We start from the raw sequence: 22817 nt of genomic DNA, 5'->3' as shown, positions 1-22817 counted from the left end.
AACAAAAGCGGTGCAATATGCAAGTTTTTATTATGCGTCACGGCGACGCTGCCCTCGATGCAGCCAGCGACTCGGTTCGTCCATTAACCGTATGCGGTTGTGATGAGTCTCGTCAGATGGCAACCTGGCTGAAAGGTCAAAAAGTGGATATTGAGCGCGTTCTTGTCAGTCCCTATCTGCGTGCGGAACAGACGCTGGATATTGTTGGGGAGTGCATGAACCTGCCGAAACATGTCGACGTGATGCCGGAACTCACGCCGTGCGGCGATGTAGGTATGGTGAGCGCCTATCTGCAGGCGCTGGCAAATGAAGGCGTGGCGACGGCGCTGGTCGTCTCCCACCTGCCGCTGGTGGGGTACCTCGTCTCAGAGCTGTGCCCGGGGGAAACGCCCCCGATGTTCACCACCTCGGCTATCGCCTGCGTCAATCTGGACGCCGACGGCAAGGGTGAATACCTCTGGCAGAAAAGCCCCTGCAACCTCAAAATGGCCAACGCCATCTGACGGCCCCGGAGCTCGCCGTCAAGGCAGCTCCGGTGGTTGCCACTCCTCGACCTCAATCAGAATCAGCAGTGCGGCGTCACCGCCGTACTCTTTTGGCGCCTGATGAAAAGCCATAATGTGTGGATGCTGCGCCAGCCACAGCGGGGTTTGCTGTTTGAGAATGTGCTTGCCGTGCCCGTGCATCACGCAGGCGCAAAACACATGCTCGCGGCGGCAGGCGGCAATCAGCGCGCCCAGTTCCTGTTTGGCCTGCTGCTGGGTGAGCCCATGCAAATCGAGAAACAGTTCCGGCGAATAATCCCCACGGCGCAGCTTTTTCAGCTCAAAATGGCTGACGTCGGCGCGGACATATTTCGTCGAGCCTTCGGTATTCAGTAGCGGCTGAAACTCATCGGAAAAATAGTGGCTGTTGTCGGCCTGTTCCTGCAACAGACGCTTAGGGGCAACCTCGGTGATTTTCTTGCGCTGCGGGCGGTGCACGATGGTGTCCTGTTTGATCTTCCGCGTGCCGGTCATCAGCTGACGGAACAGCGCCTGATCCTCCTCGCTAAGCGATGTCTTCTTTTTCATTGTCCGCTCTCATTAATACTTTGCGCTAGTTTACCCGACTCAATATCCCTTCGGGCAAGGAAAACCTGTTTTTTCCCCCGCCACCCTACGCAAGAATGCTGATTTATCGCCGTCTTCATGGCACACTAGCCGCCGAATTTATAGCAGAGTGTGCCCTGGAGGATGTCGTGGATAAAATTTTTGTTGATGAGGCAGTCAATGAGCTGCATACCATTCAGGACATGCTGCGCTGGGCGGTAAGCCGTTTCAGCGCTGCTAATATCTGGTACGGTCACGGGACTGACAACCCGTGGGACGAGGCGGTACAGCTGGTGCTGCCTTCGCTGTATCTGCCGCTGGATATCCCGGAAGATATGCGCACTGCGCGCCTGACCTCCAGCGAGAAACACCGCATTGTAGAGCGGGTGATTCGCCGCGTGAACGAGCGTATTCCCGTCGCCTATCTGACCAACAAAGCGTGGTTCTGCGGCCATGAGTTTTACGTTGATGAGCGGGTGCTGGTGCCGCGCTCCCCGATCGGCGAACTGATCAATAACCAGTTTGCCGGTCTAATTAACCATAAGCCGCAGCATATCCTTGATATGTGCACCGGCAGCGGCTGCATCGCCATCGCCTGCGCCTATGCCTTCCCGGAAGCCGAAGTCGACGCCGTGGATATCTCCCCGGACGCGCTGGCCGTCGCCGAGCACAACGTGGAATCCCATGGCCTGATCCATCACGTGACCCCGATCCGTTCCGACCTGTTTCGCGATCTGCCGAAGCTACAGTACGATCTGATCGTCACTAATCCGCCGTATGTCGATGAAGAGGACATGGCCGACCTGCCGGAAGAGTATGAGCATGAGCCGGTTCTGGGTCTGGCCTCCGGAAGCGATGGCCTGAAGCTGACGCGCCGCATCCTCGGCAATGCGCCGGATTATCTCAGCGACGACGGCATTCTGATTTGTGAAGTCGGTAACAGCATGGTACATCTGATGGAGCAGTATCCGGACGTGCCGTTTACCTGGCTTGAGTTTGATAACGGCGGCGACGGCGTCTTTATGCTGACCAAACAACAGCTGATTGACGCTCGCGCGCACTTCGGTATTTATAAAGACTAAAAAAAACAACACGCCAACATAACGACAAATAATGGAGCCGTGATGGCAGGAAATACAATTGGACAACTCTTTCGCGTCACCACCTTCGGCGAGTCGCACGGCCTGGCGCTTGGCTGCATCGTTGATGGTGTGCCGCCGGGCATTCCGCTGACCGAAGCCGATCTGCAGCACGACCTCGATCGTCGTCGCCCGGGCACCTCGCGTTACACCACGCAGCGTCGCGAGCCGGATCAGGTCAAAATCCTCTCCGGCGTCTTCGAAGGCGTCACCACCGGGACCAGTATCGGGCTGCTGATTGAGAACACCGATCAGCGTTCGCAGGATTACGGCGCGATCAAAGATCTGTTTCGTCCTGGCCATGCGGATTACACCTACGAACAAAAGTATGGTCTACGCGACTATCGTGGCGGCGGTCGCTCCTCCGCCCGCGAAACCGCGATGCGCGTGGCGGCCGGGGCGATTGCCAAAAAATTCCTCGCCGCGAAGTTCGGCATCGTCATTCGCGGTTGCCTGACGCAGATGGGCGACATTCCGCTGGCCATTAAGGACTGGGAACAGGTTGAACAGAATCCCTTCTTCTGCCCGGATCCGGAGAAAATCGACGCTCTCGATGAACTGATGCGCGGTCTGAAAAAAGAGGGCGACTCCATTGGCGCCAAAGTTACCGTCGTCGCCGACGGCGTACCGCCGGGCCTTGGCGAGCCGGTCTTTGACCGCCTTGACGCCGATATCGCCCATGCGCTGATGAGCATCAACGCCGTGAAAGGCGTGGAGATTGGCGACGGTTTCGAGGTGGTGAAGCTGCGCGGCAGCGAAAACCGCGATGAGATCACCAAAGCCGGATTCCAGAGCAACCACGCTGGCGGCATTCTTGGCGGCATCAGCAGCGGTCAGCAGATCGTTGCCAACATCGCGCTGAAGCCGACCTCCAGTATTACCGTTCCCGGTCATACCATTAACCGCTTTGGCGAAGAGGTGGAGATGATCACCAAAGGGCGTCACGATCCGTGCGTCGGCATTCGCGCCGTACCGATCGCTGAGGCCATGCTGGCGATCGTTTTAATGGATCATTTTATGCGTCAGCGCGCGCAGAATGGCGACGTGACGACGACAATTCCACGCTGGTAACCATGAAAAACACCGTTATCGCCCTGTTGGCGCTGCTGGCCAGCGCCAGCAGCCTGGCCGCCACGCCATGGCAGAAGATATCCCAGCCTATCGGCGGCAGCGCGCAGTCGATTGGCGCGTTCTCCAATGGCTGTATCGTTGGCGCCGAGGCGCTGCCGCTGAACGCTGTCGGCTATCAGGTGATGCGTACCGATCAGCGGCGCTACTTCGGTCATCCGGATCTGATTCAGTTTATTCAGCGCCTGAGCAATCAGGTGCACAATAAAGGCATGGGGACCGTGCTGATTGGCGACATGGGGATGCCGGCAGGCGGCCGTTTTAACGGCGGCCACGCCAGCCATCAGACGGGCCTCGATGTCGATATCTTCCTCCAGCTGCCGCAGACGCGCTGGACATCGTCCCAGCTGCTGAAGCCGCAGGCCCTGGATCTGGTCGCCAGCGATGGCAAACGCGTGGTACCGTCGCTGTGGAGTCCGCAAATCAGCCAGCTGATCAAGCTGGCGGCGGAAGATAGCGAGGTGACCCGCATCTTCGTCAACCCGGCGATTAAACAGCAGCTGTGCCTGGACGCGGGAAGCGACCGCCAGTGGCTGCGCAAAGTTCGTCCCTGGTTCCAGCATCGCGCCCATATGCACGTCCGTCTGCGCTGCCCGGCAGGCAGCCTGGAGTGCGAAGATCAGGCGCCACCGCCGGCCGGTGATGGCTGCGGAGCGGAGCTGCAGAGCTGGTTCGAGCCACCTAAACCCGGGTCTACCCCACCTGTGAAGAAGACGCCGCCGCCGTTGCCGCCTTCCTGCCAGGCGCTACTGGATGAGCATGTGCTGTAATGGATAGTTTTATCGAGTTGTTTTCCGTATCGCCGCTGGTGCTGGTGGTGCTTTTTTTTGTCGCCATCCTGGCCGGTTTTATTGATTCACTGGCCGGGGGCGGGGGCTTACTGACCGTGCCGGCGCTTATGGCGGCAGGCATGCCGCCGGCCCAGGCGCTGGCGACCAATAAGCTGCAGGCCTGCGGCGGATCGCTGTCGGCGACCCTCTACTTTGTCCGGCGCAAGGTGGTCAATCTCGCCGATCAGAAGCTGAATATTCTGATGACCTTTATCGGTTCAACCGCCGGCGCGCTGCTGGTCCAGCACGTGCAGTCCGATATTCTTAAGCAGATCCTGCCGTTGCTCGTGATCGGCATCGGTCTCTATTTTCTGCTGATGCCGAAACTGGGCGAAGCGGACCGGCAGCGTCGGCTCTACGGTCTTCCGTTTGCGCTGGTCGCCGGCGGCAGCGTCGGGTTTTACGACGGTTTTTTCGGCCCCGGCGCCGGTTCGTTTTATGCGCTGGCGTTTGTCACCCTCGCCGGGTTTAACCTGGCGAAGTCGACGGCCCACGCCAAACTGCTCAACGCCACCTCGAACGTCGGCGGCCTGCTGCTGTTTATTATCGGCGGGAAGGTTATCTGGGCTACCGGCTTTGTGATGATGGCCGGACAGTTTATTGGCGCCCGCGCCGGCTCCCGACTGGTGCTGAGTAAAGGGCAATCGCTGATCCGACCGATGATCGTTATCGTCTCGGCGGTGATGAGCGCGAAGCTTCTCTACGACAGCCACGGGGCTGAAATTTTGCAGTGGTTGGGAATTCATTAATGCAACAGCAACACCATTATCAGCAGCTGATCGATCTCTTCGATAGCTGCTTTGCCGCAGATTTTAATACTCGCCTGGTGAAAGGCGACGATGAGCCGATCTACCTTCCGGCAGACGATGGCACGCCATATCACCGTATCGTCTTCGCGCACGGTTTTTTTGCCAGCGCCCTGCACGAGATCTCCCACTGGTGTATCGCCGGCAAGGCTCGCCGCGAACAGGTGGATTTTGGCTACTGGTACTGCCCGGACGGTCGCGATGCAATGACCCAAAGCCAGTTTGAGGACGTCGAGGTGAAACCGCAGGCCCTGGAGTGGCTGTTCTGCGTAGCGGCGGGATTTCCGTTTAACGTCAGCTGTGACAATCTGGAAGGTGACGTCGAACCCGATCGCATCGCCTTTCAGCGCCGGGTACATGCCCAGGTGATGACTCTGCTTGAACAAGGGATCCCCGAACGTCCGGCGCGTCTTATACGCGCACTACAACACTATTATCAAACGCCGCCATTGACGGCAGAACACTTTCCGTGGCCGGAAGACCTGCACTAAGGCCACACATTACATGACAAGAGGTAAGACGATGATCGCGGAGTTTGAATCACGCATTCTGGCGCTGATTGACAACATGGTAGACCACGCCAGTGATGATGAACTGTTTGCCGGCGGTTATCTGCGCGGCCACCTGACGCTGGCGGTGGCTGAGCTGGAAGGTGAGGGCGAGCATTCAGCTGAAGCGATACACAGCAAAGTCAGCCATAGCCTGGAGAAAGCCATCGGCGCTGGCGAGCTGTCGCCGCCGGACCAAATTCTGGTGCAGGGCATGTGGGAAAACCTGTATCTGCAGGCAAAAAATCAGGCCTGAGCCATGTTGTAGCCCGGGTCAGGCGTCAGCCGTACCCGGGAAATTGCCTGCCCTCATGGTTTTATTTCACCGCTTTTCCCTTCAGCAGTTTTCTCACCCATAGCCGATTCGGATTCAGCGCCGCCAGGGTGTCGCTATCCAGCGGCAGCGGTTCAGCGCTCATCTGCGCCGCCAGTATCTCAGCGCTTAACGGCGCGGTGCAAATGCCTCGCGATCCGAGGGCGCCAAGCATAAACAGGTTATGAAAGACCGGCGCGCTACCGGCGCTATCCTGCCGTTCGTGGAGGTTGGCGTATTGCGTCAATGTCGCCGCATAGTCCGGGACGTTGCCGACCATCGGCAGATGATCGCGGGTGGCGCAGCGCACGCCGCAGCGGGCGTCACTGGCGCTGATATCCACGTCCTGCGGCCACTCCGCGCCCGGGAAGCAGTCGACCAGCCGTTGCCGGTTGTGCTGCTGATCTTCTTCGCTGAAGGTGGTGTCGGTTTTGCCGCGATGGTAGCTGGCGCCAATACAATGCTGCTGGTTTTGCGGATTCTGCGGCGTCAGGTAGCCGTCGTAGCACAGCACCTGGCGCAAGGCGGAAAGCCGCGGGGTGGTGGGTATATGGCTGACCTGGCCACCCACGGGATAGACGGGCAACGGCGCGGTTTGCGCAAAATCCGCGATGCGGTGGCCGTTGGCCAGCACGACCGCCTGATGATAGCGCTGGTGGTTGAGCAGCCAGCCATCGCCTTCCGCACTCAGCGTCTCGACCTGATAACCATAATGCACGTGCAGACCGCGAGTCGCCGCCAGCGCCAGCAGCTCGGCGGTGAGCTGCTGTGGGCACAGCCAACCGCCGGCCGGATAGGTTATGCCGCCGCAGCCGGTCTCGACGCCGGTCAGCTCCGCGGCCTGATCCGCCGTCACCGCGCAGGCGATATCAGGGGGCAACTCCAGGGCCAGCATCTGGGCGATTTTGTGCGCGCTTTTTTCATCCCAGCCAAGCTGGGTGACCCCGCACCATTGATGATCGAACAGCACCGGCAGCGCGTCGTAGGTGCGGCGGGCGAAGGTAAAGGCGGCCGGGAAAAAGCGCGCCAGCGCCGGATCGTGCTGGCTTAACAGCGGGTAGAGCGCGCCCTGGCGATTACCGGAGGCGCCCTGCGCCGGGGCGTCGTCCGCGCAGTAGAGGGTCACCTGCCAGCCGCGACGCAGCAGCGCCAGGGAGAGCAGGGCGCTGGCGATACCGCCGCCGACGATGGCCGCTTCGCGGGCCTCGCTGCCGCGGCGGGCGAACCAGGGCGCGCGCGCCGGAAAGGCCAGCGTTTGCGCCATCTCGCCGGTCAGCATCTCCCGTTTGCGGCCGAAGCCTTTGGTTTTACGCAGGGTAAATCCGGCTTCCTGCAGGCCGCGGCGGACAAAACCGGCGGAGGTAAAAGTGGCCAGCGTTCCGCCGGGACGCGCCAGGCGCGCCATGGCATTGAACAGATCCTGGGTCCACATGTCGGGATTTTTCGCCGGGGCAAAGCCGTCGAGAAACCAGGCGTCCACCTGCTGATTCAGCGAATCATCCAGCTCTCTGGTCAGCTCGTTGATATCGCCAAACCACAGATCGAGCGTCACCCGTCCGCCGTCGAGCAGCAGACGATGGCACCCGGCGAAGGCCGAAGGCCATTGCGCCTGCAGCTGTTCTGCCCATGGGGCCAGCTCTGGCCAGCGCTGGTGCGCCAGGCGGAGATCTTCCGCCTTCAGCGGATATTTCTCAAAACTGATGAAATGTAACCTTTGCAGGGTAACGTCCGGGTTATCGCGAACAAAAACGTCAAACGCCTGCCAGAGGGTGAGGAAATTGAGCCCGGTGCCGAAGCCGCTCTCCGCGACGATCAACAGCGGGCGAGGGTGGCTGGAGAAGCGCTCCGGCAGGCGATTTCCGCCGAGAAAGACGTAGCGCGTCTCTTCCAGACCGTTGTCATTGGAAAAGTAAACATCGTCGAAATCTCGGGAAACAGGTGTACCCTCAGCATTGAATTCCAGGTTGGCGGGTTGTATAGCGTTTTGTTTCACGTAAGTTACTCGAATCACAAGGCGTAGCGCGATCTTAGCGATGTGTGCCTGAGGGCGCAAATTTATACACAAAATGTCTGATCGGACTTGTTCGGCGTACAAGTGTACGCTATTGTGCGACACGAAACTTAAAATAGTTAGACTTACAGAGGTATTTAATGAAACGTGCAGTGATTACTGGCTTGGGCATCGTTTCCAGCATCGGTAATAACCAGCAGGAAGTCCTGGCATCTCTGCGTGAAGGACGTTCAGGGATCACTTTCTCTCAGGAGCTTAAAGATTCAGGGATGCGCAGCCACGTATGGGGCAACGTCAAACTGGATACCACTGGCCTCATTGACCGCAAAGTAGTGCGCTTCATGAGCGACGCCTCCATCTATGCTTACCTGTCCATGGAACAGGCCGTTGCCGACGCAGGTCTGGCGCCGGAAGCATACCAGAATAACCCGCGTGTCGGCCTGATCGCAGGCTCCGGCGGCGGCTCCCCGAAATTCCAGGTCTTCGGCGCTGATGCCATGCGTAGCCCGCGTGGTCTGAAAGCCGTGGGTCCGTATGTGGTCACCAAAGCGATGGCTTCCGGCGTTTCTGCCTGCCTCGCCACGCCGTTTAAAATCCACGGCGTTAACTACTCCATCAGCTCCGCCTGCGCCACTTCCGCACACTGCATCGGTAATGCGGTAGAGCAGATTCAGCTGGGCAAACAGGATATCGTCTTTGCCGGCGGCGGCGAAGAGCTGTGCTGGGAAATGGCCTGCGAGTTTGACGCCATGGGCGCGCTGTCCACCAAATACAACGACACTCCAGAAAAAGCCTCCCGCACCTATGACGCCAACCGTGACGGCTTCGTTATCGCCGGCGGCGGCGGTATGGTCGTGGTGGAAGAGCTGGAACATGCTCTGGCGCGCGGCGCGCACATCTATGCCGAAATCGTCGGCTATGGCGCAACCTCCGATGGCGCAGACATGGTAGCTCCATCGGGTGAAGGCGCAGTGCGCTGTATGCAGATGGCGATGCACGGCGTGGATACCCCGATCGACTACCTGAACTCTCACGGCACCTCCACGCCGGTCGGCGACGTGAAAGAGCTGGGCGCGATCCGCGAAGTGTTCGGCGATAACAGCCCGGCTATCTCGGCGACCAAAGCGATGACCGGCCACTCGCTGGGCGCGGCGGGCGTACAGGAAGCTATCTACTCCCTGCTGATGCTGGAGCACGGCTTTATCGCGCCGAGCATCAACGTCGAAGAGCTGGACGAGCAGGCAGCCGGCCTGAACATCGTCACCAAACCGACTGACGCTAAGCTGACCACCGTGATGTCCAACAGCTTCGGCTTCGGCGGCACCAACGCCACGCTGGTGATGCGTAAATACAACGCCTAATCAGCACGCGATGCACTGAGGGGAGCCACCGGCTCCCCTTTTTTGTCATCTTGACAGGGTAAGGTCCCGCAGGCACACTGCTGGCGAATCCATTAGTCTCTCCACTAATGCGTAAGCGTTTAACGTCAACCAACGCGCCTTAACCCTGATAGTCAGGTGGAGGGGGCGTGTCGCTTTGCTCGCCTTACTCTGCGAATCTGGAGTAATGCATGTCCGCAGTCACTGAAACAACATCTCATTCTTCCGCGAATTTTTCGCTTTTTCGCATTACATTCGCCGTCTTTTTGACCTATATGACCGTCGGTTTGCCGCTACCGGTGATCCCGCTATTTGTCCATCAGGAGCTGGGATTTGGTAACACTGTGGTCGGCGTGGCGGTGGGGATCCAGTTCCTCGCCACCGTTCTGACCCGCGGCTACGCCGGGCGTCTGGCAGACCAGTACGGCGCCAAACGTTCCGTCCTGCAGGGGATGCTGGCCTGCGCCCTGGCCGGTGCGGCCTGGCTGGCCGCTGCGCTGCTGCCGCTGCCGGTGTTCGCGAAGCTGGGCCTGTTGCTGCTGGGCCGCCTGATCCTCGGGTTTGGCGAAAGCCAGCTGCTGACCGGCAACCTGAGCTGGGGGATGGGCCTGGTGGGGCCGGCCCGCTCCGGCAAAGTGATGTCATGGAACGGCATGGCGATGTACGGTTCGCTGGCGGTGGGCGCCCCGCTGGGATTGTTAATATATAGCCATTTTGGCGTGGCGGTCCTCGCCTGCGTCACCATGACACTGCCGCTCGTCGCCTGGCTCATCAACGGGACGGTGCGCAAAGTGGCGGCGCACGGAGGCGAGCGGCCTTCACTGTGGAGCGTCATCGGCATGATCTGGCGGCCGGGGATTGGTCTGGGCCTGCAGGGCGTCGGCTTTGCGGTGATCGGCACCTTCGTCTCCCTCTATTTTGCCAGCCATCACTGGCCGATGGCCGGCTTTACCCTGACGGCGTTTGGCGGCGCTTTTGTGCTGATGCGGGTGCTGTTCGGCTGGATGCCGGATCGGTTTGGCGGCGTTAAAGTGGCGATGGTCTCGCTGCTGATAGAGGCGGTCGGTCTGACGCTGCTGGGGCTGGCGTCGGGCGTCTGGGTAGCGCTGGCCGGCGCGGCGCTGACCGGATGCGGCTGTTCGCTTATTTTCCCGTCGCTTGGCGTGGAGGTGGTGAAGCGCGTCCCGGCGCAGGTGCGCGGCACTGCGCTCGGCGGCTATGCGGCCTTTCAGGATATCTCTTATGGCCTGACCGGGCCGCTGACCGGTCTACTGGCCACTTCGCTGGGCTACTCGTCGGTATTTCTTGCCGGCGCCCTCTGCGCGGCGCTGGGGATCCTCGTCACCCTCATCTCATTTCGCCGCTAGGTTGTTGTCCGGCCTGAAACCGCTGTAGTCAACACCGTGGCGTTTGGCATGAAAGGGAGCCGTAAACGCCACCTGTGCCTGCTGGGCTACAGCAGGAGCCACAGCATCAGGAGCAGGACAACCGCTCCCAGCGCCAGCTGCCAGGGCTTAGCGGCCCATGTCCGCCGGGTCACGGGCTCCTCCTGCGGGATCGCCAGCGTCTCCTGGGCGCGGGCTACCCGCAGCACAAACACCTTGTTCAACAGCGCCAGGATCTGCGCCGGGCTCAGCGTGGTCTGCGGCGTAACCTGCCAGTTGCGACGGGCAAAGTCGACAATCTTCTGCCACTCTGCGGTCTCAAGCGGCTGCTTGAGCGCCCCCTGCAGTGAGGTCAGCGTCGGCGCGGTTTGCGCGCTGAGGGTCTGCCGCGCCTGTAGCCAGTAGGAAAGCGGCGTGAAGTGCGTCGCCGGGATCAGCTCCCCTGACTTGACGCCGCAAAGTTCCAGCATGGACTGCCAAATCAGCTTGCTTGGTTCGCCGGTGGCGGCCGCCAGCTTCGTCACCAGCTGATTGAGCGTGTTGTGCTCGGCTGGCAACAGCGGGCGGAGGGTCGGCGGGCGCTGCTGCGGCTGCGGGATAGACAGCTGACCACGCTGCAGCAGATGCAGAATGTGCTCCAGTTGCGTCTGGCTGAGGGCATGCAGCGCCGTTTGCCCATAATGCTGACGAATATAATCGCTCACCGCCTGACGGTTATTGCCCTGGCCGAGCAGATCGCTGAGCTGCGCCAGGGTCTGGCGATGATGATGATTGTCCTGCGCGGCGGCTAAGCGCTGGTTGAGACTGGCCTCTGCGGCGCTGAAATGGCGGGCCAGCAGGGGCGTGTCGCCTTTTAGTCCGAGATCATGTTTGACGCAGGCCCACACTTCCGCATTCTGCTGCGAGGTCAGCGCCACCAGGCGCGTGATCAATCGCTCCAGGACGGTGCGTTGCTGCATGGAAAGCGAAGGTTCGCCGGTGGCGGCAGTGCCTGATGGGCCTCGCCCAGGAGGACGGTCTGGCATATCTGCAAGGGGGTGCGTCATGATTCATCCTTTCGATATCGCGGTACTGGAACCAGGTGATGAGTATGCCTGGCGGCCAGATTATGGCACACTTCCCCGGTTAACTCTCGTTCTCAGACAGGTACTGAACTGTGAAAATCCTCGTTGATGAAAATATGCCCTATGCCCGTGAGCTTTTTAGCCGTTTAGGCGACGTGCAGGCGATCCCGGGCCGCCCGGTTCCGGCCGATGCCCTGAGCGATGCGGATGCCTTAATGGTGCGCTCGGTCACCCGGGTCAATGAAGCATTGCTTGCCGGCAAGGCCATCAGGTTCGTCGGCACCGCGACCGCAGGCACCGATCATGTCGATCAGGCGTGGCTGCAGCAGGCGGGGATTGGTTTCTCCGCGGCGCCCGGCTGCAACGCTATCGCGGTGGTGGAGTATGTCTTTTCAGCGCTGCTGATGCTGGCCGAACGTGACGGCTTCGCGCTGCGCGATCGCACCGTCGGGATCGTCGGCGTCGGTAACGTCGGCGGGCGGCTGCAAAAGCGCCTGGAGGCGTTGGGTATCAAAACCCTGCTTTGCGATCCCCCGCGTGCCGACCGCGGCGACGAAGGCGACTTCCGCTCCCTCGACGATCTGGTCCAGCAAGCTGATGTCATCACCTTCCATACCCCGCTGTATAAAGAAGGGCAATATAAAACCCTGCATCTGGCGGATGAGGCGCTGATTAGCCGCCTTAAGCCCGGAACGATTTTGATCAACGCCTGCCGCGGGCCGGTGGTGGATAACGCTGCATTGCTGAAACGGCTGGAAGCCGGTCAGTCCCTGAGCGTGGTGCTGGACGTTTGGGAGCCGGAGCCGGATCTCAACGTAGAGCTTCTTAAGCGAGTGGATATCGGCACGGCGCATATCGCCGGCTATACCCTTGAAGGGAAGGCGCGCGGGACGACGCAGGTGTTCGAAGCCTATAGCGCCTTTATCGGCCATCCGCAGCAGGTGGCGCTGGATACCCTGTTGCCGGCCCCGGAGTTTGGCCGCATCACCCTGCATGGCCCGCTCGATCAGCCGACGCTGAAAAGACTGGTTCATTTGGTGTATGATGTGCGCCGCGATGATGCGCCGCTGCGGAAGGTGGCGGGCGTCGCCGGTGAATTCGACAAGCTGCGTAAAAATTATCAGGAACGTCGCGAATGGTCTTCGCTGTACGTGCAGTGCAGCGATGAGCAGGCGGCGGCCCTGTTGCGCCAGCTCGGTTTTAACGCCGTGCATCATCCTGTTCGTTAATGTCTTCTTAATGCCCCTGCCGGATACTCCGGCAGGGCCGCTTTATTTCTGGAGTAAACCACCATGTCTGAAGGCTGGAATATTGCCGTACTGGGCGCAACGGGCGCCGTAGGCGAAGCCCTGCTCGAAACTCTTGCTGAACGCCAGTTCCCGGTGGGGGAGATTTTTGCTCTGGCGCGCAATGAAAGCGCGGGCGAACATCTGCGTTTTGGTGGCAAGTCGGTGATCGTCAAGGACGCCGCCGAGTTTGACTGGACCCAGGCCCAGCTGGCTTTCTTTGCCGCAGGCGCAGAAGCCAGTGCGGCGTATGTCGAAGATGCGACAAACGCCGGGTGTCTGGTTATCGATCTCAGCGGCCTGTTTGCGCTGGAGCCGGACGTACCGCTGGTGGTGCCGGACGTGAACCCGTTTGTGTTAGGCGATTACCGCAACCGCAATCTGATTGCGGTGCCCAACAGTCTGACCAGCCAGCTGCTGACGGCGCTCAAGCCGCTTATCGATCAGGGTGGACTGTCGCGCATTAGCGTCACTAACCTGCTCTCCGCCTCAGGGCAGGGGAAAAAAGCGGTGGATGCGCTGGCAGGGCAGAGCGCCAAGCTGTTGAACGGCATCCCCATCGATGAAGACGATTTCTTTGGCCGCCAGCTGGCGTTCAACATGCTGCCGCTGCTGCCGGATCGTGAAGGTAGCGTGCGCGAAGAGCGCCGTATCGTCGATGAAGCGCGCAAAATTCTGCAGGATGACGGGCTGATGATCTCCGCCAGCGTCGTCCAGTCGCCGGTCTTCTACGGCCATGCGCAGATGGTGAACTTTGAAGCGATGCGTCCGCTGGCGGCGGAAGAGGCGCGTGACGCCTTTACCCGCGGCGAGGAGATCGAACTGTCTGAAGAGGGCGAATTCCCCACTCAGGTTGGCGACGCCTCCGGTAACGCCCGTCTCTCCATCGGCTGCGTGCATAATGACTACGGCATGCCGGAGCAGGTCCAGTTCTGGTCGGTGGCGGATAACGTCCGCTTCGGCGGCGCGCTGATGGCGGTGAAGATCGCCGAGAAGCTGATTGAGGAGTACCTGTACTGATGTCTGAGATGGAGCAACAGCCGGTCTGTAAAATCGCGCTGGGCATCGAGTACGACGGTAGCAAATATTACGGCTGGCAGCGGCAAAACGAAGTGCGCAGCGTGCAGGAGAAGCTGGAAAAGGCGCTCTCGCAGGTGGCGAACGAACCGATTACCGTCTTTTGCGCCGGCCGCACCGACGCCGGTGTCCATGGCACCGGCCAGGTGGTGCATTTCGAAACCCGGGCGCAGCGTAAAGATGCCGCCTGGACGCTGGGGGTAAATGCGAATTTACCTGGTGACATTGCGGTGCGTTGGGTCAAACATGTACCGGCGGATTTTCATGCCCGGTTCAGCGCCACGGCGCGCCGCTATCGTTACGTCATCTATAATCATCGCCTGCGTCCGGCGGTATTGAGTCATGGCGTCACGCATTTTCACCAGCCGCTCGACGCCGCGCGCATGCAGCGCGCCGCGCAGTGTCTGCTGGGGGAGAATGACTTTACCTCGTTTCGCGCAGTGCAGTGCCAGTCGCGAACCCCGTGGCGCAACGTGATGCACATTAACGTTACCCGTTACGGCGCTTATGTGGTGGTGGATATCAAAGCGAATGCCTTTGTACATCATATGGTCAGGAATATTGTGGGCAGCCTGATGGAAATCGGGGCCGGAAACCAGCCGGAGAGCTGGATGGCAGAACTGCTGGCAGCAAAAGACAGGACGCTCGCTGCGGCAACGGCAAAAGCGGAAGGGTTGTATCTGGTGTCGGTGGATTACCCGGCCCATTATGATTTACCGGTGCTGCCAATGGGCCCGCTGTTTCTGGCGGACTAATAGGGTCATTAAGGGTAAAGACAAACATGGACTTGATTCACTTTTTAATTGATTTCATCCTGCATATTGATGTGCACCTGGCCGAGCTGGTCGCCCAGTACGGCGTCTGGGTTTATGCCATTCTGTTTTTGATTCTGTTCTGCGAAACCGGGCTGGTGGTGACGCCGTTTCTGCCGGGAGATTCCCTGCTGTTCGTCGCGGGCGCGCTCTCGGCCCTGCCCACCAACGATCTTAATGTCCATCTGATGGTATTGCTGATGGTTATCGCGGCTATCGTCGGCGATGCGGTCAACTACACCATTGGCCGGCTGTTCGGCGAAAAGCTGTTCAGCAATCCGAACTCGAAGATTTTCCGTCGCAGCTATCTGGATAAAACCCATAGCTTCTACGAACGTCACGGCGGAAAAACCATTATCCTCGCGCGCTTTGTGCCGATAGTCCGAACCTTCGCGCCGTTTGTGGCGGGAATGGGGCATATGTCCTATCGTCATTTTGCGGCCTATAACGTCGTCGGGGCGCTGCTGTGGGTGCTGCTGTTCACCTACGCCGGCTATCTGTTTGGCGATCTGCCGGTGGTGCAGGAGAACCTTAAGCTGCTGATCGTGGCGATCATCGTGCTTTCCGTCCTGCCGGGCGTGATTGAGATTATTCGCCATAAGCGGGCGGCGGCGAAGCAGGCGAAGTAGTTTAGCCTGTGTTGCGCGTGACGGTGCAGAGCGTCACGCGCAGCGGTTTGACCACTTTTTTATCCCATGTTCCGGGATGATATGATTTAATGTGCAACATTCATGGTCTGTAAGAGGCAAAAATGGCATTATGCGCCCCTTACGACAAAACTGGCATCGACCAGGTTCAGGCAGAAAGGTTATCAATGAGCTGGATTGAACGAATTAAAAGCAACATCACTCCCACCCGCAAGGCGAGCATTCCTGAGGGTGTATGGACCAAGTGCGACAGCTGCGGTCAGGTACTCTACCGCGCCGAGCTGGAGCGCAACCTGGAGGTTTGTCCTAAGTGCGATCACCATATGCGCATGTCGGCGCGTAATCGCCTGCATAGCCTGTTGGATGAAGGTTCTCTGGTGGAACTGGGAAGCGAACTTGAGCCAAAAGATGTGCTGAAGTTCCGCGATTCAAAAAAATACAAAGACCGCCTGGCGTCCGCTCAAAAAGAGACGGGCGAGAAAGACGCGCTGGTGGTAATGAAAGGTACGCTCTACGCGATGCCGGTTGTGGCCGCCGCCTTTGAGTTCTCCTTTATGGGGGGATCGATGGGTTCCGTCGTTGGCGCACGCTTTGTGCGCGCGGTGGAGCAGGCGCTGGAAGATAACTGCCCGCTGATCTGCTTCTCCGCCTCCGGTGGCGCCCGTATGCAGGAAGCGCTGATGTCGCTGATGCAGATGGCGAAAACCTCCGCGGCGCTGGCGAAAATGCAGGAGCGCGGATTACCGTACATCTCTGTGCTGACCGACCCGACCATGGGCGGCGTATCGGCGAGCTTTGCGATGCTGGGTGACCTGAACATTGCCGAGCCGAAAGCGCTGATCGGCTTTGCCGGTCCTCGCGTCATTGAGCAGACCGTACGTGAGAAGCTGCCGCCGGGATTCCAGCGCAGTGAGTTCCTGATTGAAAAAGGGGCGATCGATATGATCGTTCGCCGTCCGGAAATGCGTCTCAAGCTGGCCAGCATTCTGGCGAAGCTGATGAACCTGCCGGCGCCGGTTGCCGCTTCGGAAACGCCTCATGAAGGCGTGGTGGTGCCGCCGGCACCGGATCAGGAACCCGAGGCCTGATAAAGCAGAGGGCAGGGCCTGGCGGCGCTGCCCTTTTTTATTCATACGCGTTAACCGTCAATTCTTGCGGGCATCATGGAAAAAGATCCTATTCCTCAGGCCACGTCGCCCCTGGCTACGTGGCTTTCTTATCTGGAACATCTGCACAGTAAAACCATCGACCTGGGGCTGGCGCGCGTCAGCGAGGTCGCGCGGCAGATGGATATCGTCAAACCGGCGCCGTTCGTCTTTACGGTCGCGGGTACCAATGGCAAAGGCACCACCTGCCGCACGCTGGAAACCGTCCTGATGGCGGCCGGCTATAAAGTGGGGGTCTACAGCTCTCCGCATCTGGTGCGTTACACCGAACGCGTGCGCATTCAGGGAGCGGAACTGCCGGAGGCGGCGCATACGGCCTCGTTTGCGGAGATTGAAGCGGCGCGGGGCGACATCTCGCTGACCTACTTTGAGTACGGCACGCTCTCTGCGCTATGGTTGTTTAAGCAGGCGCAGCTGGATGTGGTGATCCTGGAGGTGGGGCTCGGCGGCCGTCTCGACGCCACTAATATCGTGGATGCCGATGTCGCCGTGGTTACCAGCATCGCTCTCGATCATACCGACTGGCTGGGACCGGATCGCGAAAGTATCGGCCGGGAGAAAGCCGGTATCTTCCGTGCCGGAAAACCGGCGGTAGTAGGGGAGCCGGATATGCCGCACACCATTGCTGAAGTGGCGAGCGAGAAGGGCGCCCTGCTCCAGCGCCGCGGCGTCGACTGGCGCTATGAGGTGGAAGGCGAGACATGGTCTTTCCGCGACGCGGGCGGGGCGTTAAGCCGCCTGCCTCTGCCTCAGGTGCCGTTGCCTAACGCCGCCACGGCCGTGGCGGCGCTGCGCGCCAGCGGACTTGCCGTGGATGACGCTATCCTGCGCGCGGGGATCCGCGACGCGATGCTGCCGGGACGCTTTCAGATAATCAGCGACGCCCCGCGGGTGATCCTCGATGTGGCGCATAACCCGCACGCGGCGGCTTATCTCGCCGGGCGTCTCAAAACGTTAGCGAAAACGGGACGCGTGCTGGCGGTTATTGGTATGCTGCATGATAAGGACATTGCCGGCACGTTGGCCAATCTGGCCCCGGAAGTCGACGCCTGGTACTGCGCGCCGCTGGAAGGGCCGCGCGGGGCGACGGCGGAGCAGCTGGTGGAACATTTGCGTGGCGGCACAGTCTATAGCAGCGTGGCGCAGGCGTGGCATGCGGCCATGGCTGACGCTAAAGTGGAAGATACCGTGCTGGTGTGTGGTTCGTTTCACACGGTCGCACAGGTTATGGAAGAGATAGACGCGGGGAGAATCGGTGGCGAGTAAGTTTCAGAACCGTTTAGTCGGGACAATCGTGCTGGTGGCGCTGGGGGTGATTATCCTGCCAGGGCTGCTGGACGGGCAGAAAAAGCATTACCAGGATGAGTTTGCCGCGATCCCGCTGGTGCCGAAACCGGGCGATCGTGATGAACCGGATATGCTGCCGGCGGCGACTCAGGCGCTGCCTTCGCAGCCGCCGGAAGGGGCGGCGGAAGAGGTGCGGGCGGGCGATGCCGCCGCGCCATCGTTAGATCCGTCGCGTATCCCGGTGAACAGCAACAGCTTCGATGACGTTCAGGAGCCGGTAGTGGCCGCGAAACCCCAGCCTAAACCTCAGCCGAAGCCGCAGCCGCAACAGCAGGCCGCGACGCCAACGCCACCGCCTGCTAAGCCACAGCAGCAACAACCGCAGCAGCAGGCGGCCCTGCCGGCGCCGACCGGCAAAGCCTATGTGGTTCAGCTGGGCGCGTTGAAGAACGCCGATAAGGTGAACGAGATCGTTGGTAAACTGCGGGCGTCGGGCTTCAAAGTGTATACGTCGCCTTCGACGCCGGTACAGGGTAAAATTACCCGTATCCTCGTCGGGCCGGATGCGTCAAAAGACAAGCTCAAGGGCCAGCTGGGCGATCTGCAACAGATCTCCGGGCTCAGCGGGGTAGTGATGGGCTTCACCCCGAACTGATTGTTTTTTCCGCGATGCGGAAAGAACGCGGCGGGGCTAAACGCCCCGTAAACCCTGTCTCAGCCGCCCTGAAGAGGCGAAAGACAGTCTGGCGTTGAATGTTTTTTCAGCGCCATTTTTATTTCTGTAGGGCAAGGAAATCCCTACGCAAACGTTTTCTTTTTCTGTTAGAATGCGCCCCGAACTGGACGACAGGGCGTAAAATCGTGGGACGTATATGGTCTGGATTGATTACGCCATTATGGCGGTGCTGGGTCTTTCTTGCCTGGTCAGCCTGATCCGCGGCTTCGTTCGCGAAGCTTTATCGTTAGTCACGTGGGGTTGCGCGTTTTATGTCGCCAGCCACTACTACGCTGATCTGTCTGTCTGGTTTACGGGCTTTGAGGATGAACGGGTTCGAAATGGGATTGCTATTGCGGCGCTGTTTATCGTGACGCTCATCGTTGGCGCTATCGTGAACTATGTGATAGGCCAGCTGGTGGAGAAAACCGGTTTGTCAGGTACCGACAGGGTATTGGGGATCTGCTTCGGCGCGCTACGTGGGGTGCTGATCATCGCCGCTATTCTGTTCTTCCTTGACACCTTTACCGGGATGGCGAAGAGCGATGACTGGCATCAGTCGCAGTTTATTCCCTATTTTACCCCCGTCATCAGATGGTTTTTTGAATACCTGCAAAGCTCGTCAAGTTTCTTGCCTAAAGTATAGACTTTAGGTCGTTGCTGAACGAGGAAAAGACGTATGTGCGGTATTGTCGGTATCGCCGGTGTTATGCCGGTTAACCAGTCGATTTATGATGCGCTAACGGTGCTCCAGCACCGTGGACAGGATGCCGCTGGCATCATCACCATTGATGCCAACAACTGCTTCCGGTTGCGTAAGGCTAACGGGCTGGTAAGCGACGTATTCGAAGCCCGCCATATGCAGCGTATGCAGGGCAATATGGGGATTGGCCACGTGCGTTACCCCACGGCGGGCAGCTCCAGCGCCTCCGAAGCGCAGCCGTTTTACGTCAACTCGCCGTATGGCATCACGTTGGCGCATAACGGCAACCTGACCAACGCCCATGAGCTGCGTAAAAAGCTGTTTGAAGAAAAACGCCGCCACATCAATACCACCTCAGATTCCGAAATCCTCCTCAATATTTTCGCCAGTGAGCTGGATAACTTCCGTCACTACCCACTGGAAGCGGATAACATCTTTGCCGCGATTGCGGCGACCAACCGCTTGATCCGCGGCGCGTACGCTTGCGTGGCGATGATCATCGGTCATGGCATGGTGGCCTTCCGCGACCCGAACGGCATTCGTCCGCTGGTGCTGGGCAAACGTGACGTAGGCGATGGCCGCACCGAGTATATGGTGGCCTCGGAAAGCGTGGCGCTTGACACCCTTGGCTTTGAATTCCTGCGCGATGTGGCGCCGGGCGAAGCGGTTTATATTACCGAGAAGGGCCAGCTGTTTACCCGTCAGTGCGCCGATAACCCGGTCAGCAACCCGTGCCTGTTCGAGTACGTCTATTTTGCCCGTCCGGACTCGTTTATCGACAAAATTTCCGTCTACAGCGCCCGCGTTAATATGGGGACCAAGCTGGGCGAGAAGATTGCCCGCGAGTGGGAAGATCTGGATATTGACGTCGTTATCCCGATCCCGGAGACCTCCTGCGATATCGCGCTGGAGATCGCCCGCATCCTCGACAAGCCTTATCGACAGGGCTTCGTGAAGAACCGCTACGTCGGCCGCACATTTATCATGCCTGGCCAGCAGCTGCGTCGTAAGTCTGTGCGCCGCAAGCTCAACGCCAACCGTGCGGAGTTCCGCGATAAGAACGTGCTGCTGGTGGACGATTCCATCGTTCGCGGCACCACCTCGGAGCAGATCATCGAGATGGCGCGCGAAGCAGGGGCGAAAAAAGTGTATCTGGCCTCAGCCGCGCCGGAAATTCGTTTCCCGAACGTGTACGGTATCGATATGCCGACCGCCAACGAACTTATCGCTCATGGCCGCGAAGTGGATGAGATCCGCCAGATCATCGGCGCCGATGGCCTGATTTTCCAGGATCTCAACGATCTGATCGAGGCGGTGCGCGCGGAAAATCCGGATATTCAGCAGTTTGAATGTTCTGTGTTCAACGGCGTGTACGTCACCCGGGATGTCGACCAGCAGTACCTCGACTACCTCGATTCCCTGCGTAACGATGATGCCAAAGCGGTTCAGCTGCAGAACGAAGTCGAAAACCTCGAGATGCACAACGAGGGTTAAGCCGTTCACGCGTCACGGGCCCGCCGTTCCTGATGGACGGCGGGCCTTTTTTTCGCCCGGCAACGGTGCGTCAATGGTTGCGCCAACGGCTATAATCCGGCAAAGTCTGCGGCACGACGCGCAAGGGGTAACAGAACGTGAAACGACTGATTATTGGCATTTCCGGCGCCAGCGGCGCCATCTATGGCGTGCGGATGCTGCAGGTGCTGCGGGATGTGCCGGATATTGAAACCCATCTGATCCTCAGTCAGGCGGCGCGCCAGACGCTGGCGATGGAGACCGACTTTACCGTGCGTGAAGTGCAGGCGCTGGCTGATGTGGTGCATGATGCCCGCGACATCGCCGCCAGTATCTCCTCCGGCTCGTTTAAAACCGCCGGGATGGTGATTTTACCCTGCTCAATGAAAACGCTCTCGGGTATTGTCCATAGCTACACGGATGGTCTGCTGACGCGGGCGGCGGATGTGGTGCTGAAGGAGCGTCGTCCGCTGGTGCTCTGCGTGCGGGAGACTCCGTTCCATCTTGGCCATCTGCGACTGCTGGTGCAGGCTGCGGAGCTGGGGGCGGTGATTATGCCGCCGGTGCCGGCCTTCTACCATCGGCCGCAAAGCCTGGATGATGTTATCAACCAGACCGTCAACCGGGTACTCGATCAGTTCGACATTAGCCTGGAACAAGACTTATTTACGCGCTGGCAAGGGTCACAGGGTTGCACCAAATAGGTGCGTGAAATGTACGCTTGCGCTGCGCTGGTGCAAATTTGTCGTCCCGATCAAATCCTCGACATTTATTTCGTCTTTTTGCGCTCAGGCGCTGCGGTTTCGCCAGTAATGCTGGTATCTTCCCTTTTGAGACAATCCTGCAACTTTATTTTAACAAATTTAACCCTGTTCCCGGCACGCACCGGGAAGATGGCACAAAAACTGCAGGATTGATCGGCAATCACCATAACAAGCAACGCACCACATCACGACACTTAAGGGTACTGTATGAAGAAGACGATTCTGGCTCTCTCTTTACTCGTGGGAATGAGCAGCACGGCCAGTGTGTTTGCTGCTCTGCCGCAGAGCATTCGCATTGGCACTGACGCGACCTATGCGCCCTTTTCGTCGAAAGACGCGAAAGGGGACTTTGTTGGCTTTGATATCGATTTAGGCAATGAACTGTGCTCCCGTATTAAGGTGAAATGTACCTGGGTCGGCAGTGATTTTGACTCCCTGATCCCCTCCCTCAAGGCGAAGAAAATTGACGCCATCATCTCCTCGCTCTCCATCACCGAGAAGCGCCAGCAAGAGATCGCCTTCTCTGACAAGCTTTATGCCGCCGACTCCCGGCTGATCGCGGCCAAAGGCTCGCCGATCCAGCCGACGCTGGAGGCGCTGAAAGGTAAGCACGTCGGCGTGCTGCAGGGCTCCACGCAGGAAGCCTATGCTAACGATCGCTGGCGCAGCCAGGGCGTTGACGTGGTGGCATATCAGAACCAGGACCTGATCTATTCCGACCTCTCCGCTGGTCGTCTGGATGCGGCGCTGCAGGATGAAGTCGCCGCCAGCGAAGGCTTCCTGAAGCAGCCTGCCGGGAAAGATTTCGCCTTTGCCGGCCCGTCCGTTAAAGACAAAAAGTACTTTGGCGACGGCACCGGTATCGGCCTGCGTAAGGACGACGCCGAGCTGAAAGCCGCGTTTGATAAAGCGCTGGGCGAGATGCGCAAAGACGGCACTTACGACAAAATGGCGAAGAAATACTTCGATTTTAACGTCTACGGCGACTAAGACTGCCGCAGGCCCGCGCTATCGGGTGGGCCTGCCGCCATGCTCGTGTAAAAGCCCTGAAAAGGTGCATCGTCAGACGCTGTGGATCATTTTAGTGCAAAGGCAGGCGCTTTTGTGGCTAAAAAAATGCATAGTTAAGCGTTTGTGATGCAAAAAAATGGCCT

Annotated in this window: 24 protein-coding genes; 20 read left to right on the top strand and 4 right to left on the bottom strand. The window is 59.3% G+C overall.

The genetic code is table 11. The features are described from left to right. Positions 1 to 17: 17 nt before the first annotated feature. Positions 18 to 503, top strand: coding sequence for a phosphohistidine phosphatase SixA (sixA, locus tag MKS11_RS14730; RefSeq protein WP_004201794.1), 486 nt, complete (start codon positions 18 to 20; stop codon positions 501 to 503). Positions 504 to 521: 18 nt separating this feature from the next. Here the strand turns inward: sixA and smrB are convergent, their stop codons facing one another. Continuing rightward, on the bottom strand, positions 522 to 1073 hold the full coding sequence (gene smrB, locus MKS11_RS14725) for an endonuclease SmrB (protein ID WP_004201792.1): 552 nt from the start codon (positions 1071 to 1073) through the stop codon (positions 522 to 524). Between the two features lie 167 nt (positions 1074 to 1240). On the opposite strand from smrB, the gene prmB reads away from it, so the two are divergent. Genes prmB through MKS11_RS14695 form a run of 6 tightly spaced genes read left to right on the top strand, consistent with a single transcriptional unit; the run spans position 1241 to position 5798 of the window. Beyond that, on the top strand, positions 1241 to 2173 hold the full coding sequence (prmB, locus tag MKS11_RS14720; protein ID WP_002913346.1) for a 50S ribosomal protein L3 N(5)-glutamine methyltransferase: 933 nt from the start codon (positions 1241 to 1243) through the stop codon (positions 2171 to 2173). 42 nt (positions 2174 to 2215) lie between these two features. Further along, the gene (gene aroC, locus MKS11_RS14715) at positions 2216 to 3301 is read left to right on the top strand and encodes a chorismate synthase (RefSeq protein ID WP_017899506.1); all 1086 of its coding nucleotides are present in this window, start codon (positions 2216 to 2218) and stop codon (positions 3299 to 3301) included. 2 nt (positions 3302 to 3303) lie between these two features. Further along, on the top strand, positions 3304 to 4128 hold the full coding sequence (mepA, locus tag MKS11_RS14710) for a penicillin-insensitive murein endopeptidase (protein ID WP_048295254.1): 825 nt from the start codon (positions 3304 to 3306) through the stop codon (positions 4126 to 4128). Then, complete coding sequence (locus tag MKS11_RS14705) at positions 4128 to 4937, top strand: sulfite exporter TauE/SafE family protein (protein WP_004201787.1); 810 nt, start codon at positions 4128 to 4130, stop codon at positions 4935 to 4937. Before mepA ends, MKS11_RS14705 begins: the two co-directional genes overlap by 1 nt. Further along, the gene (locus MKS11_RS14700) at positions 4937 to 5485 is read left to right on the top strand and encodes an elongation factor P hydroxylase (RefSeq protein WP_004201786.1); all 549 of its coding nucleotides are present in this window, start codon (positions 4937 to 4939) and stop codon (positions 5483 to 5485) included. The genes MKS11_RS14705 and MKS11_RS14700 overlap by 1 nt, the downstream gene beginning before the upstream one ends. A gap of 31 nt (positions 5486 to 5516) precedes the next feature. Further along, positions 5517 to 5798: a YfcL family protein gene (locus tag MKS11_RS14695; RefSeq protein ID WP_017899509.1), complete on the top strand. Its 282-nt coding sequence runs from the start codon at positions 5517 to 5519 to the stop codon at positions 5796 to 5798. A gap of 61 nt (positions 5799 to 5859) precedes the next feature. On the opposite strand, the gene mnmC is transcribed toward MKS11_RS14695, so the two are convergent. Continuing rightward, positions 5860 to 7848, bottom strand: coding sequence for a bifunctional tRNA (5-methylaminomethyl-2-thiouridine)(34)-methyltransferase MnmD/FAD-dependent 5-carboxymethylaminomethyl-2-thiouridine(34) oxidoreductase MnmC (gene mnmC / locus MKS11_RS14690; protein ID WP_032456482.1), 1989 nt, complete (start codon positions 7846 to 7848; stop codon positions 5860 to 5862). 158 nt (positions 7849 to 8006) lie between these two features. Between mnmC and fabB the strand changes: the two genes are divergently transcribed. Continuing rightward, positions 8007 to 9227: a beta-ketoacyl-ACP synthase I gene (gene fabB / locus MKS11_RS14685; protein WP_002913291.1), complete on the top strand. Its 1221-nt coding sequence runs from the start codon at positions 8007 to 8009 to the stop codon at positions 9225 to 9227. 209 nt (positions 9228 to 9436) lie between these two features. Further along, positions 9437 to 10612 carry an MFS transporter gene (locus MKS11_RS14680; RefSeq protein ID WP_043520214.1) on the top strand — a complete coding sequence of 392 codons (1176 nt, stop codon included), beginning with the start codon at positions 9437 to 9439 and terminating at the stop codon, positions 10610 to 10612. An 86-nt stretch (positions 10613 to 10698) separates the two neighbouring features. Here MKS11_RS14680 and flk read toward each other — a convergent pair whose 3' ends face one another. Then, positions 10699 to 11676, bottom strand: coding sequence for a flagella biosynthesis regulator Flk (gene flk, locus MKS11_RS14675; RefSeq protein ID WP_087771672.1), 978 nt, complete (start codon positions 11674 to 11676; stop codon positions 10699 to 10701). A 110-nt stretch (positions 11677 to 11786) separates the two neighbouring features. On the opposite strand from flk, the gene pdxB reads away from it, so the two are divergent. The 10 genes from pdxB (at position 11787) to MKS11_RS14625 (ending at position 21603) form a co-directional block, all read left to right on the top strand. Continuing rightward, on the top strand, positions 11787 to 12923 hold the full coding sequence (gene pdxB / locus MKS11_RS14670; RefSeq protein WP_284109610.1) for a 4-phosphoerythronate dehydrogenase PdxB: 1137 nt from the start codon (positions 11787 to 11789) through the stop codon (positions 12921 to 12923). A gap of 63 nt (positions 12924 to 12986) precedes the next feature. After that, positions 12987 to 14000: an aspartate-semialdehyde dehydrogenase gene (locus MKS11_RS14665; protein ID WP_004201776.1), complete on the top strand. Its 1014-nt coding sequence runs from the start codon at positions 12987 to 12989 to the stop codon at positions 13998 to 14000. Next, positions 14000 to 14812, top strand: a complete 813-nt coding sequence (gene truA / locus MKS11_RS14660; RefSeq protein WP_004201775.1) for a tRNA pseudouridine(38-40) synthase TruA — start codon at positions 14000 to 14002, stop codon at positions 14810 to 14812. The genes MKS11_RS14665 and truA overlap by 1 nt, the downstream gene beginning before the upstream one ends. Before the next feature lie 26 nt (positions 14813 to 14838). After that, entirely contained in the window at positions 14839 to 15498 is a 660-nt protein-coding gene (locus MKS11_RS14655; protein WP_002913221.1) for a DedA family protein, read from the top strand. Positions 15499 to 15683: 185 nt separating this feature from the next. Further along, on the top strand, positions 15684 to 16604 hold the full coding sequence (gene accD, locus MKS11_RS14650; protein ID WP_004201773.1) for an acetyl-CoA carboxylase, carboxyltransferase subunit beta: 921 nt from the start codon (positions 15684 to 15686) through the stop codon (positions 16602 to 16604). 75 nt (positions 16605 to 16679) lie between these two features. Continuing rightward, the gene (gene folC / locus MKS11_RS14645) at positions 16680 to 17948 is read left to right on the top strand and encodes a bifunctional tetrahydrofolate synthase/dihydrofolate synthase (RefSeq protein WP_017899514.1); all 1269 of its coding nucleotides are present in this window, start codon (positions 16680 to 16682) and stop codon (positions 17946 to 17948) included. Beyond that, positions 17938 to 18624: a cell division protein DedD gene (gene dedD, locus MKS11_RS14640; protein ID WP_004201770.1), complete on the top strand. Its 687-nt coding sequence runs from the start codon at positions 17938 to 17940 to the stop codon at positions 18622 to 18624. The genes folC and dedD overlap by 11 nt, the downstream gene beginning before the upstream one ends. Positions 18625 to 18841: 217 nt before the next feature. Further along, positions 18842 to 19330, top strand: coding sequence for a colicin V production protein (gene cvpA / locus MKS11_RS14635; RefSeq protein ID WP_002913214.1), 489 nt, complete (start codon positions 18842 to 18844; stop codon positions 19328 to 19330). A 33-nt stretch (positions 19331 to 19363) separates the two neighbouring features. Next, entirely contained in the window at positions 19364 to 20881 is a 1518-nt protein-coding gene (purF, locus tag MKS11_RS14630) for an amidophosphoribosyltransferase (RefSeq protein WP_004180758.1), read from the top strand. Between the two features lie 137 nt (positions 20882 to 21018). Further along, positions 21019 to 21603: a UbiX family flavin prenyltransferase gene (locus MKS11_RS14625; protein ID WP_259595846.1), complete on the top strand. Its 585-nt coding sequence runs from the start codon at positions 21019 to 21021 to the stop codon at positions 21601 to 21603. A gap of 65 nt (positions 21604 to 21668) precedes the next feature. On the opposite strand, the gene MKS11_RS14620 is transcribed toward MKS11_RS14625, so the two are convergent. Beyond that, on the bottom strand, positions 21669 to 21830 hold the full coding sequence (locus MKS11_RS14620) for a hypothetical protein (RefSeq protein ID WP_004140952.1): 162 nt from the start codon (positions 21828 to 21830) through the stop codon (positions 21669 to 21671). A gap of 40 nt (positions 21831 to 21870) precedes the next feature. On the opposite strand from MKS11_RS14620, the gene argT reads away from it, so the two are divergent. After that, positions 21871 to 22653: a lysine/arginine/ornithine ABC transporter substrate-binding protein ArgT gene (argT, locus tag MKS11_RS14615; RefSeq protein ID WP_004180753.1), complete on the top strand. Its 783-nt coding sequence runs from the start codon at positions 21871 to 21873 to the stop codon at positions 22651 to 22653. Positions 22654 to 22817: the final 164 nt, after the last annotated feature.

Origin of the sequence: Klebsiella sp. K5-45 (assembly GCF_030128605.1) — a bacterium.
Classification (GTDB): Bacteria; Pseudomonadota; Gammaproteobacteria; order Enterobacterales; family Enterobacteriaceae; genus Klebsiella; species Klebsiella quasipneumoniae.
The sequence above is the reverse complement of the archived record's forward strand: the minus strand, read 5'-3'. Positions and strand labels throughout refer to the sequence as shown.